General features: G+C 66.8%; 13 protein-coding genes. 4 read left to right on the top strand and 9 right to left on the bottom strand.

Annotated elements, in window-relative coordinates; all coding sequences use genetic code 11:
- The first annotated feature begins 7 nt into the window (after positions 1-7).
- From ACCQ05_RS01870 to ACCQ05_RS01860, 3 genes are all read left to right on the top strand, one after another.
- Positions 8-1,168, top strand: coding sequence for an ABC transporter permease (locus ACCQ05_RS01870; protein WP_104541012.1), 1,161 nt, complete (start codon positions 8-10; stop codon positions 1,166-1,168).
- A 13-nt stretch (positions 1,169-1,181) separates the two neighbouring features.
- Complete coding sequence (locus ACCQ05_RS01865; RefSeq protein ID WP_372392749.1) at positions 1,182-2,501, top strand: ABC transporter permease; 1,320 nt, start codon at positions 1,182-1,184, stop codon at positions 2,499-2,501.
- A 184-nt stretch (positions 2,502-2,685) separates the two neighbouring features.
- Positions 2,686-3,801, top strand: a complete 1,116-nt coding sequence (locus ACCQ05_RS01860) for an alpha/beta hydrolase family protein (protein WP_372392748.1) — start codon at positions 2,686-2,688, stop codon at positions 3,799-3,801.
- Between the two features lie 48 nt (positions 3,802-3,849).
- Here ACCQ05_RS01860 and rarD read toward each other — a convergent pair whose 3' ends face one another.
- The 9 genes from rarD to rocF form a co-directional block, all read right to left on the bottom strand.
- Entirely contained in the window at positions 3,850-4,767 is a 918-nt protein-coding gene (rarD, locus tag ACCQ05_RS01855; RefSeq protein ID WP_372392747.1) for an EamA family transporter RarD, read from the bottom strand.
- Positions 4,764-5,660: a drug/metabolite exporter YedA gene (yedA, locus tag ACCQ05_RS01850; RefSeq protein ID WP_372392746.1), complete on the bottom strand. Its 897-nt coding sequence runs from the start codon at positions 5,658-5,660 to the stop codon at positions 4,764-4,766. The genes rarD and yedA overlap by 4 nt, the downstream gene beginning before the upstream one ends.
- 285 nt (positions 5,661-5,945) lie before the next feature.
- A complete protein-coding gene (locus tag ACCQ05_RS01845) occupies positions 5,946-7,598 on the bottom strand; it encodes a M28 family metallopeptidase (RefSeq protein ID WP_372392745.1) in 1,653 nt (550 codons plus the stop codon).
- Positions 7,599-7,950: 352 nt separating this feature from the next.
- Positions 7,951-8,889, bottom strand: coding sequence for an MBL fold metallo-hydrolase (locus ACCQ05_RS01840; RefSeq protein ID WP_372392744.1), 939 nt, complete (start codon positions 8,887-8,889; stop codon positions 7,951-7,953).
- Positions 8,890-9,290: 401 nt separating this feature from the next.
- Positions 9,291-10,580, bottom strand: coding sequence for a tryptophan--tRNA ligase (locus ACCQ05_RS01835; protein ID WP_372392743.1), 1,290 nt, complete (start codon positions 10,578-10,580; stop codon positions 9,291-9,293).
- A 152-nt stretch (positions 10,581-10,732) separates the two neighbouring features.
- Positions 10,733-10,942 (bottom strand): CsbD family protein, encoded by a 210-nt coding sequence (locus ACCQ05_RS01830; RefSeq protein WP_104541019.1) that lies wholly within the window; start codon positions 10,940-10,942, stop codon positions 10,733-10,735.
- A gap of 222 nt (positions 10,943-11,164) precedes the next feature.
- On the bottom strand, positions 11,165-11,299 hold the full coding sequence (locus ACCQ05_RS01825) for an entericidin A/B family lipoprotein (protein WP_029221527.1): 135 nt from the start codon (positions 11,297-11,299) through the stop codon (positions 11,165-11,167).
- A gap of 77 nt (positions 11,300-11,376) precedes the next feature.
- Positions 11,377-11,529: an entericidin A/B family lipoprotein gene (locus ACCQ05_RS01820; protein ID WP_011348912.1), complete on the bottom strand. Its 153-nt coding sequence runs from the start codon at positions 11,527-11,529 to the stop codon at positions 11,377-11,379.
- A 109-nt stretch (positions 11,530-11,638) separates the two neighbouring features.
- Entirely contained in the window at positions 11,639-12,562 is a 924-nt protein-coding gene (gene rocF / locus ACCQ05_RS01815) for an arginase (RefSeq protein ID WP_104541020.1), read from the bottom strand.
- 320 nt (positions 12,563-12,882) lie between these two features.
- Here rocF and ACCQ05_RS01810 point away from each other — a divergent pair, with 320 nt between their 5' ends.
- Positions 12,883-13,335 (top strand): roadblock/LC7 domain-containing protein, encoded by a 453-nt coding sequence (locus tag ACCQ05_RS01810; RefSeq protein WP_104541053.1) that lies wholly within the window; start codon positions 12,883-12,885, stop codon positions 13,333-13,335.
- Positions 13,336-13,392: the final 57 nt, after the last annotated feature.

The following is a 13,392-nucleotide window of genomic DNA, read 5'->3' as shown; positions in this document are numbered from 1 at the left end:
CGCTGCCATGAAGTATCTTTCGCTGGTGTGGGCGCAGCTGTTCCGCAGCAAGACGCGCACCTTGCTGACCTTGTTGTCGGTGGTGGCGGCGTTCCTGCTGTTCGGCATGCTCGATTCGGTACGCGTGGCGTTCAACTCCGGCGGCAGCGTCAGTGGCGTGGACCGGTTGGTGGTGGCTTCGCGGCTGTCGATCACCCAGTCGCTGCCGATCCGCCTGGAAGCACAGGTGCGCAGCGTGCCGGGCGTGCGCGACGTGACCTCGGCCATGTGGTTCGGCGGCATCTACCGCGACCCGAAGAATTTCTTCCCCAATTTCTCGGTGGCGCCGAACTTCTTCGACGTCTACAGCGAATACCAATTGCCCAAGGACCAGCTCAAGGCCTTTCAGAGCACGCGTACCGGCGCGGTGGTCGGCGAAACCCTGGCCAAGGAGTTCGGCTGGAAGATCGGCGACACGATTCCGCTGCAGGCCACCATCTTCCCGCGCAGCGGCAGCAACGACTGGCCATTGCAGCTGGTCGGCATCTTCCGCATGAAGGACCGCACGGTGGCGGCCAACCAGGAACGCCAGCTGATGATGAACTGGAAATATTTCGATGAGTCCAACGATTACATCAAGAACCAGGTGAGCTGGCTGACGGTGACCCTGAGCAATCCCGACCAGGCCTCGCGCGTGGCGCAGGCCATCGATGCGCTCTCGGCCAACTCCGATCACGAAACCAAGTCGCAGACCGAATCGGCGTTCCAGCAGGCCTTCGTCAAGCAGTTCGCCGATATCGGCCTGATTGTCACCTCGATCATGGCCGCGGTGTTCTTCACCTTGTTGCTGCTGACCGGCAACACCATGGCGCAAGCGGTGCGCGAGCGCATTCCGGAACTGGCCACGCTCAAGACGCTGGGCTTCCAGGACCGCACGGTGTTGAGCCTGGTGATGATCGAGTCGGTGTTGCTGATCGGCCTGGGCGGTTTGATCGGCATGGGCCTGGCCGCGCTGGTGATCCCGGCGGTGTCCGCGCGCAGCGGTGGGCTGATGCCCACCCAGAGCGTGCCGCTGCAGACCTGGCTGGTTGCGCTGGCCCTGATGGTCGGCATCGGCTTGGTGGTGGGTGTGCTGCCGGCATTACGCGCGCAGCGCTTGAAGATCGTCGATGCCCTCGCCGGCCGCTGACAGGAGCACGCAAATGCAAAGCAAATGGAAGAACCGTGGTGCCAACCTGCTGTCGGTGGTGCTGCTGGCGGTGGGACTGGGAATCTGGATCGCGTTGCCGTGGATCGGCGTGCTGGCGATCGTGGTGGCGCTGGCGCTGTGGCTGGTGACCACGCGCAGCGGCCGCCTGTCGCTGGCGGCCGCGCGCATCGGCATCGCCAGCCTGCCGCAGCGCTGGGGCTCCACCTCGGTGATCGTGGTCGGCATCGCCGGCGTGGTTGGCGTGCTGGTGGCGATGCTGGCGATGGGCGAGGGCTTCCAGGCCACGCTCAACAGCACCGGCGACGACACCACCGCGATTGTCTTGCGCGGCGGCTCGCAGGCGGAAACCAATTCGGTAATCACCCGCGACCTGGTGCCACTGATCGGCAGCCTGCCCGGCATCGCCAGCGATGCCAACGGGCGCCCGCAGGTGTCGCCGGAGTTGTCGCAGGTGGTCAACATCGCCTCGCGCGCCGATGGCACCGACGTCAACGCGCAGTTGCGCGGCGTGGGCGAGCAGGCCTGGGCGGTGCACCAGAAGGTCAGGATCGCCCAGGGCCGCCGCTTCACTCCCGGCCTGCGCGAACTGGTGGTGGGCAAGGGCGCATTGAACCAGTTCCGCGGCCTGGAGCTGGGCAAGACGCTCACGCTCGGCAGCCAGCAGTGGACCGTGGTCGGCGTGTTCGCCTCCGGCGATGCGCACGATTCGGAGCTGTGGACCGATGCGCAGACGCTGGCCACCACCTACAACCGCAGCGCCTACCAGTCGATCAACGTGCGCACCACCGGCAAGGCCGGCTTTACGCAGTTCAAGGCCGCCATGGCCGCCGACCCGCGGCTGAAGCTGGACGTGGAAACCACCCGCGCGTACTACGGCAAGCAGGGCGGTGGCTTGAACAGGTTGATCAGCATCCTGGGCACGGTCATCGGCGCGATCATGGCGGTGGGCGCGGTGTTCGGTGCGCTCAACACCATGTATGCGGCCGTTGCCACGCGTGCGCGCGAGATCGCCACCATGCGCGCGATCGGCTTTTGCGGCACGCCGGTGATCATGGCGCTGATGCTGGAAACCATGTTGCTGGCGCTGCTGGGCGGGCTGCTGGGCGGGTTGATCGCCTGGGCGGTATTCAATGGCTACACCGTGTCCACGCTGGGCAACAACTTCAGCCAGGTGGTATTCCAGTTCAAGGTGTCGCCGGAGCTGCTGTGGAGCGGGCTGAAATGGGCGCTGGGCATCGGCTTGGTGGGTGGGCTGTTCCCGGCCTTGCGGGCGGCGCGGTTGCCGATCACCACGGCCTTGCGTGAGGTGTAGGCGGGCTGTGGCCCGCCCGGGATTAGGGAGTCGGGATTAGGGATTGGTAACGACCGGAGCGAAGCGCTTGGCTGCTACGGCTGAATGGATTGCAGGCTGTCATGGTTTTGTCACCGCACTGCGGTAGATGCGCGGGCCGGCAGGCCGTAGCCTGCTCGGCCGTTTGCTCCGTTGATGTGTTGCCATGACGCGCCTGCTTCTGCTGGCCTGCGCCTGCCTGTGGCTGGCCGGCTGTTCTTCGTCTTCCACCTCGCTCAGCGAGCGCCTGGTCGCGCCCGGTGGTGTGTCGCCGTTGCTGGACGAAGAGCGCATCGCCGCCACCATCGCCACGCTGCCCAACCGCAGCGGCCATGTGGTGACGCGCGATCAGGTGCCGATCTTCTGGCGTGCGATCGATCCCGGCCAGTACGCCATGCACTACCGCTACCTGGGCCAGCGCCAGGACCCGGCGCATGCGCTGGATGTGGACTTCAGCTTCTCCGTGCCCACCGCCACGCCGCCTGCGCCGCGCGGCACCATCGTGCTGCTGCACGGCTGGATGATGGACGGCGATTCGCTGCTGCCCTGGTCGCTGCAGCTGGCGCAGGCCGGCTACCGGGTGATCACCATCGATCTGCGCAACCATGGCCATTCCGGTGGCGGCCCGTCGGGCTATGGCACGCGCGAGTCCGATGATGTGATCGATGTGCTTAACGCGTTGCAGCCGCGTGGCGAACTCCAGGGGCCGCTGTACCTGTTCGGCATTTCCTATGGCGCGGCCACGGCGCTGTTCACCGCCGACAAGCTTGGGCCGCGCGTTACCGGCGTGGTGGCGATGGAATCCTTCGCCAATGCCGGGCGCGGCATCCGCGACATGGTGCCGCACCTGCTGGCCAGCCAGCCCAGCGGCTGGCGTGGGCAGGCAGTGGCCGCGTACGCGCGCTGGCGCTACGCCGACCAGAACATCGATGCGGTGATCGCAGCCGCCGATGCCCAGCTCAAGCTGGATCTGGACCACGTCGATGTGGCGCAGGCGCTGGCGCACACGCGCAGCTGCGTGCTGCTGTTGCATGGCGATGCCGACCAGCACATTCCAGTGGCGCATGGCCGCGCACTGGCACTGGCCAGTCCGCGTGCGCATTACCTGGAACTGCCCGGCGAAAACCACCTGAGCCTGCCGCTGCGGCTGGACCTGCTCGGTGGCCCGATCAATCAGTGGCTGGCGCAGATTCAACAGGCCCCTGGCCACTGCCCCGCTCCGCAGGCATTGCCGGCCTCCACGCTGGCGGTTGCGATGCCGGCAACGGTGCCCAGTAGCTGATCGCCGCACTCGCTGCGTCCGTCGTACAGGACGCGGCCCGGCACGCGCTCAGCGCACCGCCGCCGGCGGCCGCGCACGCAGCACGCTGTCGCCGACGAACAGCAGCAGCCCGACCCAGATCGCAGCAAAACCAATCGCCCGCCCCTGGTCGAACGGCTCATGGAAGAACCATACCCCAAGCAACAGCTGCAGGCTCGGCCCGATGTACTGCAGGATGCCCACCAGCGATAGCGGGATCCGCCGCACGCCATACGCAAATCCGATCAGCGGCACCGCCGTCACCACGCCGCCGAAGATCAGCAGCAGATCCGTCCGCAGATCCCAGCCGCTGAAGAACGCGCCGCCATGGCCCTGCTCGCCCCATGCGGCAACCAGCAGTGCCGGCACGAACAGGTACACGCTTTCCACCCCCAGCCCGGCCACCGGGTCCACCGCCACCAGCTTGCGCAGCAACCCGTAGAGGCCGAACGAGACCGCCAGCCCCAGCGCAATCCATGGCGGTGCACCGGCATCGATGGTCAGCCACAGCACGCCGAGTGCGGCGCACGCCACCGCCAGCCACTGGATGCCGCGCAGGCGCTCCTTCAGCACCAGCACGCCCAGCAACACGCTCAGCAATGGATTGATGAAGTAGCCCAGGCTGGCTTCGATCACATGCCCGGCGTTGATGGCCCAGATATACAGGCCCCAATTGAAGGCGATCGCCACGCTGCTGGCGGCCAGCATCCACAGCGCGCGCGGCTGCGCAACGATCGTGCGCCACCACCGCAGGCCCGAGGTTGCCACCAGCCACGCAACGACCAGCACTGCGCTCCACACGATGCGGTGCGCAATGATCTGCAGCGACGGCACCACCTTGAGCAGATGCCAGTACAACGGCACCAGGCCCCAGATCACAAAGCTCGCGGCGGTCATCAACAGACCGCGCCGCGCCTCTACCGCCGACACCGGCACGGGCGCGCTCATCGCCGCGCCCTGGCCAGGGTGACCACCAGCACGCCGGCCAGGATCACCGCCATCGCGCCGATATCGTGCGCAGTGAAACGCTCATGCCCCAGCCAGGCGCCCAGCGCCACCGCGATCACCGGGTTGACGTAGGCATAGCTGCCGGCCAGCGCCGGGCGCACGTGGTGCAACAGCCACACATAGGCAGTGAACGCCACGATCGAGCCGAACACGCACAGATATGCGACCGCCAGAATGCCTTGTGGCGTCGGCCACGCCTGCGGGCGCTCGCCGATCAGCAGGCCGGTACTCACCAGCAACACGCCACCGCACAGCATCTGCCCGGCGGCAGTCATGAACGGCGACGGCAGGTCGCGGCCACGCGACCACATCGAACCGAACGCCCAGCCGATCGGTGCGATCAGCAACAGCACCAGCCCGCCCGGCGTGGCGGTCAGGCTGCTGCCGGCGTTGAGCCACACCACGCCCAGGAATCCGATCACGATGCCAAGCCATTCGCCGCCGCTGGCGTGCTGCCCGCGCAACGCGCCGAACAAGGCCATCCACAACGGCACCGAAGCCACTGCGGTGGCGGCCAGGCCGGACGACACGCTGCGCTCGGCCAGCACCACCATGCCGTTGCCGAGCAGCAACAGGGCCGCGCCCATCAAGGCCACGTTCTTCCATTGCGCGCGCGTCGGCGCCGCCACGCGGCGCAAGCGCAGCACGCCGTAGAGCACGCTGCCGGCGATGATGAAGCGCGCCCCGGACACCATCGTCAGCGGCTGCGCCCCGCCTTCCAGCGCGAACCGGATCGCCAGATAGGTCGACCCCCAGACCACATAGACCAGCAACAACGCAAGAACAACCAACCCGCTGCGCGCAGGCGCGGCAGCGTCGTGAGAGGAAGACATCGGAACACTGCCAACGACCGCGAGGACTACCGATTCTAGATCAGCGCTGCAGTGGCAACAGCGAACAGGACTGCGCACGTAATGGATCACTGCATCGCATCCATGCGGCCGGCACGGTCATCGTGACGTCGCACCACATGGCGCCCACAGCAACTGATACAACGCCGGCGCAGCCACCAGGCGAGCCCGGCCATTGCGTGGAGTCCTCGGCAGCGCGCACCCTGCGGCGCCTGCGCGCTGTCCACATCCGAATGACGACCGCCCGCTGGGTGCTGCTGGTCGCTCTCAGTTGCGCGCCGCGTCGCTGCGCGCACGGATGGCCTTGAATTCCGAGCCGTCCTGCCAGCTCGGCCACTGCCGGCCATTGGCCAGCGCCACGCCTACGTCGAAGACCAGCGTGGTATCGGCGGCATGTCCGCTGGCGTCCCACTGCGGGGTCCAGCGATCGCAGGGCTGGTGATAGCAATCGGCGAAATACTTCTCGCGCAGCGCCTTGCCCTTGGTCACGCCGCCGTCGAGCATGTCCAGGCCGGGGCCGGCGGTGATCGCCGGCACGCCCATGCGGGCGAAGGCGAAATGGTCGGCGCGGTAGAAGAAACCCGCTTCCAGATTCGGATCCGGCGAGTAGGTGCGGCCGCGCGCCTTGGCGGCCTGCTCCAGATCGCCTTCCAGCGACACCCGTCCGCTGCCCCAGGAGGCGATGTCGCGAGTGGGGCCATCGGGGCTGAACATCTCCATGTTGAGCACCGCCACCGTCTTGTCCAACGGCGCCAGCGGATGCGCGGCGTAGTAGTTGGCGCCCAGCAGGCCCTTCTCTTCGGCGGTCAAGGCGATGAAGTACAGCGTGCGCTGCGGCGTGGGGCCGGCGGCGAACACGCGCGCCAGTTCCAGCACGCTGGCCACGCCGGTGGCGTTGTCCACCGCGCCACGACGCACCGTATCGCCGGAGGCATCGGCCTTGCCGATCCCGAACGCATCCCAGTGCGCGGAGAAGATCACCGTCTCTTCCGGGTGTTGGCTGCCGGTGAGCTTGGCCACCACGTTATGGGTGACCACGCGTTCGCGCTTGAGCTTGAAGTCCACCGACAGGCGCGCATCGCCCAGCGCCATCGGCGCGAAGTCGCGCTGCTGCGCGCGCGCCTTGGCCTGCTCGAAGTCCAGCCCGGCCTGCGTGAACAGCGACTGTGCCAGTGCACGCTGCATCCAGCCGCGCACCGGCACGTGCTGCGCGCGGGCATCGGCGTCGCTGCGTTCGATATCGAACAACGGCGACAGGCCCGAGCTCTGCACCGTGGCCCAGCCGTACGCGGCCGGCGCAGTCTCGTGCACGATCAGCACGCCGGCCGCGCCACGCCGCGCGGCTTCTTCGTACTTGTAGGTCCAGCGGCCGTAATAGGTCACCGCCTTGCCATCGAACGCACCGGGCTGCGCACTCTCGAAGTCGGCATCGTTGATCAGCACCACCGCGATCTTGCCGCGCAGATCCACGCCCTTGTAATCGTCCCACTGCCGCTCCGGCGCGCTGATGCCGTAGCCCACGAACACCAGCGGCGCATTCTTCAGCGCCACCGCGGTCTGCGGACGCAGGCTCTGCAGGGTGACATCGGTGCCGTTGACCAGGGTCTGGGTCTTGCCCCCCACGCGCAGCGTGGCCCGCACCGGGCCATCCACCTGCGCACGCACCAGCGGCACTGCCTGCGTCCAGCTGCCCTGCTCGCCGCCGGGCTGCAGACCCGCCGTCTTGAATTGTTCGACCAGGTAATCGACCGTGCGTTGCTCGCCGGCACTGGCCGGCGCACGGCCCTCGAAGTCGTCCGATGCCAGCAGGCGCACATGCCGCGACAACGCGTCGGCATCGATGCCGCCGCCAGGCAGGTCGTTGGCGGCCTGCGCCACACCTCCGACAAACAGGCAGGCGGACAACAACAGGATGCGCATCGGATTCACGGTGAGGCCTTGCAACGATGGATGACAGACAGTTTACAAGCGCGCGACGAACAGCGGTGATCCAAGCCAAGGCACAACGCGCGCCCGGCAGTGATCGCTGCTCGGATTGCATCGTGCCGCAGCCAGCGTGTGCTCCGTTGTTGCGCGCGCGGCTGCGTGGCGACCACCCGGCGCGTGGCGGTGAGTCTGGCCGGCCGCTGCATATTGCATCGATCCCGTATCCGGGCATCCGCATTGCCGCCATCGCCTGCCGCATCACTTCCGCAGGGCGGCATCTGCCAACACCTCACCCAGAGCACGACTTGCGCAAGCAGCCCTGCATCGCAGGTGTCTGCGTACCGCCTCAACGCGCCGAACGATCCAGCCAGCAGCCCAAGCCCTGCGCGTTGAGTTCGATATCGGTGGCCAGCAACTGCGCCACGGCCGCATCGTCCAGCCGGCAACCGTGCTGGCGCGCGCGCTCCAGGTACAGCGCGGTCAGCGCCGCCACCATGCAGCGGTGGCGATCCGCGCGTGCCGCGCAGCCCAGCGCAATCTCGGTCATTGCATGAATCTGCTGCACCAGCGCCTGCGCCAACCGGCCGGGCGATTCGACCCGGCCATAATGGGTGAGATACATCGCCTGCGGCGCGGCCTCCATCAGCCGTGCGATCGAGTGCAGCATCGCCTCCGGTTCGAATTGCACCGGCGAGGACGTCGGCAGGATGAAGGCGCCCTGGTCGCTGTCGAGCTGGCGATACGACAAGCCGAAGGTGTCGCCGGTGAACCAGCTGCAGCTGCGCACATCCCAGACGCACAGGTGATGCCGCGCATGTCCTGGCGTATCGACCGTGCACAGCGCACGCTCGCCGAGCAGCACCGCCTGCCCGTCGGCGGCCTCCACCACCCGTTCGGCCGGCACCGGCACGATCTGGCCATAGCTGCGCGTCATTGCTTCCTGCCCATACACCGCGGTGGCGCCGGCAATCAGCCGCGTGGGGTCGATCATGTGCGGCGCACCGCGCGGATGCACCAGCACGCGCGCATTGGGCAGGTGCTGCAGCAAGGCACCGGCGCCACCGGCGTGATCCAGGTGCACATGGGTCAGGATCAACCAGTCCACCTGCGCCGGCGCCAGGCCGGCCGCCTGCACGGCAGAGAGCAGGTGCGGTACCGACAACGAGGTGCCGCAGTCGATGAAGGCGCCGCGCTGCCCTTCCACGACCAGATAGGCCGCATCGAACTGCGCCCCGCCAAAGCCGGTGTCGATGGTGTGGATGCTGCAATCAACCGCTGCTGTCATTGCGACTCCGTGGCTGCAGGACGAGTGACGCCACGACCGTACCACCATCGGCGCGCCGTGACGCGCCGTGCCGCCATTGGCGCACCGGCAGTGGCGTTCTCCGGACTGCGCCACACCTACCGGAACGTCCGCCGCGGCAGCGGCGTACCGATGCGCTCCCTGACATGCGGTAGCGGTCCGGGGTCATGGGCTCCAGTCGTGCCCCACAGCGGCGCAGTCAATGGCCTCGCAGCTGCGGCGCAGATCCCAGTCACCGCGCACGCAGTGCCGGAGGTTTCGGGCAAACGATGACGATGTACCCAACACGGTCGAGCGCCGGATACACGCATCGCTCAGCCTCCCGCACGACGCGCGATGCACTGGCCATGCGCATCCAGCCGGGCCCCGCCTTGCTGCTGCGATCAGGCTTCGCGCAGCGCCTTGACCGCGGCAAGAATCACATCGACATCGGCCTGGGCATGTACGCCCGGCAATTGCAGATCGCTGGCCTGCACGGCCTGCTTCAGGCGCGCGATCAACTGCCCGGCATCGCGTGGCGAGGCAAAGCCATCGCTGTGCAGCAGCAGGACGCCAGCGCCATCGTGCAACTTGAAATAAAACTGCCCGTCGCTTTCGCGGTATTGCTTGAACACCGGCAAGGCGATTCTTTCGCCAGCCTGCACCGCCGCCGGACCCGACTGATCGGACAGGTCGCGCAGGCCCACCGCATCGCGCAACTGCGCCAGCAGCGGAGTGGCATAGCGCGCGCGCAGGCGGGCGCCACCAGCGCGCAGAATCGCTTCGATCCTGGCCGGTTCGGCCATCAGCGCCTCGTATCGCGTGCGCAATGGCGCGATCTCGCGATCGATGCGCTCGAACAGCTGCTGCTTGGCATCGCCCCAGCCGATCCCCTCGGCAAACGCCTGCGCGAAGGCCGCGGTCTCCGCCGGCGTGGCGAAGGCCTGGTACAACTGGAACAGCGCCGAACCCTGGGTGTCCTTGGGCTCACCCGGCGCGCGCGAGTCGGTCAGGATGGAGAACACCAGCTTGCGCAACTCCTCGCGCGGGGCGAACAGCGGGATGGTATTGCCGTAGCTCTTGCTCATCTTGCGGCCATCCAGGCCCGGCAGGGTGGACACCTGTTCGTCGATCACCGCATCGGGCAGGGTGAAAAAATCCCGACCGTAGACATGGTTGAAGCGCTGCGCGAAGTCGCGCGCCATTTCGATGTGCTGGATCTGGTCGCGCCCCACCGGCACCTTGTGCGCGTTGAAGATCAGGATATCGGCCGCCATCAGCACCGGATACATGAACAAGCCGGCGGTCACGCCAGCATCGTCGTCCTCGCTGTCGGCGCGGTTCTTGTCCACCGCCGCCTTGTAGGCATGCGCGCGGTTGAGGATGCCCTTGCCGGCCACGCAGGTCAGCAGCCACATCAACTCGGTGGTCTCCGGCACGTCGGACTGGCGATAGAACCAGACCTTGTCCGGGTCCAGCCCACAGGCCAGCCAGCTGGCGGCGATCTCCAGGGTGGAGCGCTGCGTGCGCGCCGGATCCTGCGCCTTGATCAGGCTATGCAGGTCGGCCAGGAAGTAGAAGCTCTCCGCATCGGCGGCAGCGCTGGCCTGGATGGCGGGGCGGATCGCACCGACGTAGTTGCCCAGGTGCGGGGTGCCGGAGGTGGTGATGCCGGTAAGAACGCGAGTGGTCATCTGCAAGGGCCAGGGAATCAGCCGGCAAGTCTAACGGTTCTGCGCCACCCCCATCTGCCCCGAATGCTGCCATTGCGGCACAAAAAAGCGGGCCGCATGCGGCCCGCCTTCCGGACGACCTGCTCAGCCCGAAGGCGAGCGGGCGAGTTGCCTCAGCGGTCGTCGCGCAATGACTTTTCGAAGGCGCGTACCTCGGTCTGGGCGCGGTCGCGGTCCCAGCCATAGCGCTCCTGCAACTTGCCCTGCAGATATTCGGCATTGCCTTCTGCAACCTTGAAGTCATCGTCGGTGAGATCGCCCCACTTGGCCTGCATCTGGCCCTTGAGCTGGGTCCACTTGCCGGAAATGATGTCTTTGTTCATTGCGGTTCTCCGCTGCGTGCGGTCGCGATTGACCGTGCATACAGCGTGGTGCGGGCAGCGTTGTGCACGGGTCAAAAGATGTCTAGCCCATGCTCACCGCGATGAACGGTTGCCGTGCGCCAGGCCTGTCGCGAGTGGCCGGCCCTTGCAGCGCCATTGGAGAAATTCCCCATAAAAAACGGGCCTTTCGGCCCGTTTGTATTCAACGTTGCAGCAAGTGGATCACTTGCGCGCGGCGTCTTCCACCTTCTCGCCAGCGCCCTGCACGTCCTTGCCGGCACCTGCGACGGTGTTGCAGCCCGACAGCATGCCGACCGAGAACACCGACAGCACCAGCAGCACAATTGCACGCTTCATAACACACTCCTTCATGGGTAAGCGGCGCACTGCCGCAGATCAATCAAATCGAACAAGCGCCACGCAACCGTGGCAAATCAGCACTTACCGTCGCTGCATTTTTCGGCCGTTTTTTCGACCTTGTCGCCCGCGCCCTGCATGTCCTTGCCGGCGCCGGCCACGGTGTTGCAGCCAGTCATCACGCCGGCCGAAAACAGGCCCAGCACCATCAGTGTCAGCAGTCGCTTCATAGGTCTTCCTCGGTCTGCGCCCGGTGCGATCGCACCTCGCTCGGCGCCAAATCTGACTGCGCGGACGTGGATTTGATGTGAACGGCAGCGTGCCGCGTTCAGCGCTGGATCAATCTCGCATCAGGGTCGACTTGCCGAACAGGCTTTCCACCAGATCCACCGCCAGCTCGGCGGTGGCATTGCGGTTGTCCAGCACCGGATTGAGCTCGACGATGTCCAGCGACCCCATACGGCCGGTGTCGGCAATCATCTCCATCACCAGCTGCGCCTCGCGGTAGTTCGGGCCGCCGGGCACCGTGGTGCCCACGCCCGGCGCGATGCTGGGGTCGAGAAAATCCACATCGAAGCTCACATGCAAATGGGTGTCGGCGCTCATGCCCTGCAGCGCAGCTTCCATGGTGCGCTTCATGCCGGCTTCGTCGATGTAGCGCATGTCGTAGACGTCGATGCGGTGCTGCTTGATCAGCCGCTTCTCCTCCGGGTCCACCGAGCGGATGCCGATCTGGCGCACCTGCTCGGGCAACAACGCCGGCGCACTGCCACCCAGGTGGGTCAGCGCCTGCGGGCCCAGCCCGCACAGGCAGGCCACCGGCATGCCGTGCACGTTGCCCGACGGGGTCACCTCGCTGGTATTGAAGTCCGAATGCGCATCCAGCCACAGCACGCGCAGCGGGCGGCCCTGCTCGCGGCAGTACTTGGCCACCGCGGTGATCGAGCCGACCCCCAGGCAATGGTCGCCGCCCAGCATGACCGGCATGCGACCGGCCCGCAGTTCGGCATAGCTGGCGTCCATCAACGCCTGGTTCCAGGCCACCACTTCGTCCAGGTGCCGATAACCGGCCTGCGGCGGCTGCCACGGATTGCGCGGACCATCCAGATTGCCCAAGTCGCGCACCTCCACCCCGCGTCCGGCCAGCGCCTCCTGCAAGCCGGCGATACGCAGCGCCTCCGGGCCCATCCGTGCGCCGCGGTGGCCGGCACCGATGTCGGTGGGAACGCCAATCAGGGAAACCGGCAGGTACTGCGTTGCCATGCATTGCTCCAGTGTCGATAAAGCCGTGCAGTCTAGTGGCGCATCCGCGCAGTGACGCGCGGCAGCGCAGCACGGCATGCGGCTCGTATCGCGCTCGCCGAACAACGCGCGGGTTTAGATCTGCCTCAACGCGCCGCTACTGTGACGTGCCGCGGCAGTTCGTGGCGCGCTGGACTTTGCGGATTCTGCTTGTCTGACCGCCCAGTGAAACACCTGAGGCTGGTGTGACTGCGCACTAATACCTGGATGGTATGGTGCGCCGGCCAGCGCAGGACACGCATCACGTACGCGCTCGGGCCATCAGCAACAGGGGGAGTTTCATGCCGCATAACGCCGTCAACCAGGTCGTCAAGGCTGCCGTGGGCGAAGTCGCGCGGGCGTCGCATCTGTACGATTTGCAGCGTATCGGGCGCGAGTTCGCGCAGACCATCGAGCGCGAGCCGGGCATTGCCCTGCTGATGCTGTCCACCGCCGACGGCCGCGCCATCACCGAGCAATCCAGCCTGGATGTGGATGGGCGTCGCCTCGCGGCAATGGCCAATTCGTTCCTGACCCTGGGCGAGACCCTGGCCCGGGAATCCAGCCTCAGCGAAGCCGACTACGCCACCATCAGCACCCGCGGCGGGCAGCTGGTGCTGATCCGCATCCGCGCCGACAAGCCACTGACACTGACCGCCGTTGGCAGCGCCAACCTCAATGCCGCCGCGCTGCTGTTCAACGCGCGCGATTGCGCCGGCCGCCTGGCCACAGCGCTGGCACCACCGGCTGGCTGATGCCGTTGGCATCGTTCGTGCTTGCACGAGCGCACCGATTTTTCTCAACGCTTGGAA

This window comes from Xanthomonas sp. NCPPB 3582 (assembly GCF_041475735.2).
Taxonomy (GTDB): domain Bacteria; phylum Pseudomonadota; class Gammaproteobacteria; order Xanthomonadales; family Xanthomonadaceae; genus Xanthomonas; species Xanthomonas codiaei.
This window is presented reverse-complemented; position numbering and strand designations above follow the sequence as displayed.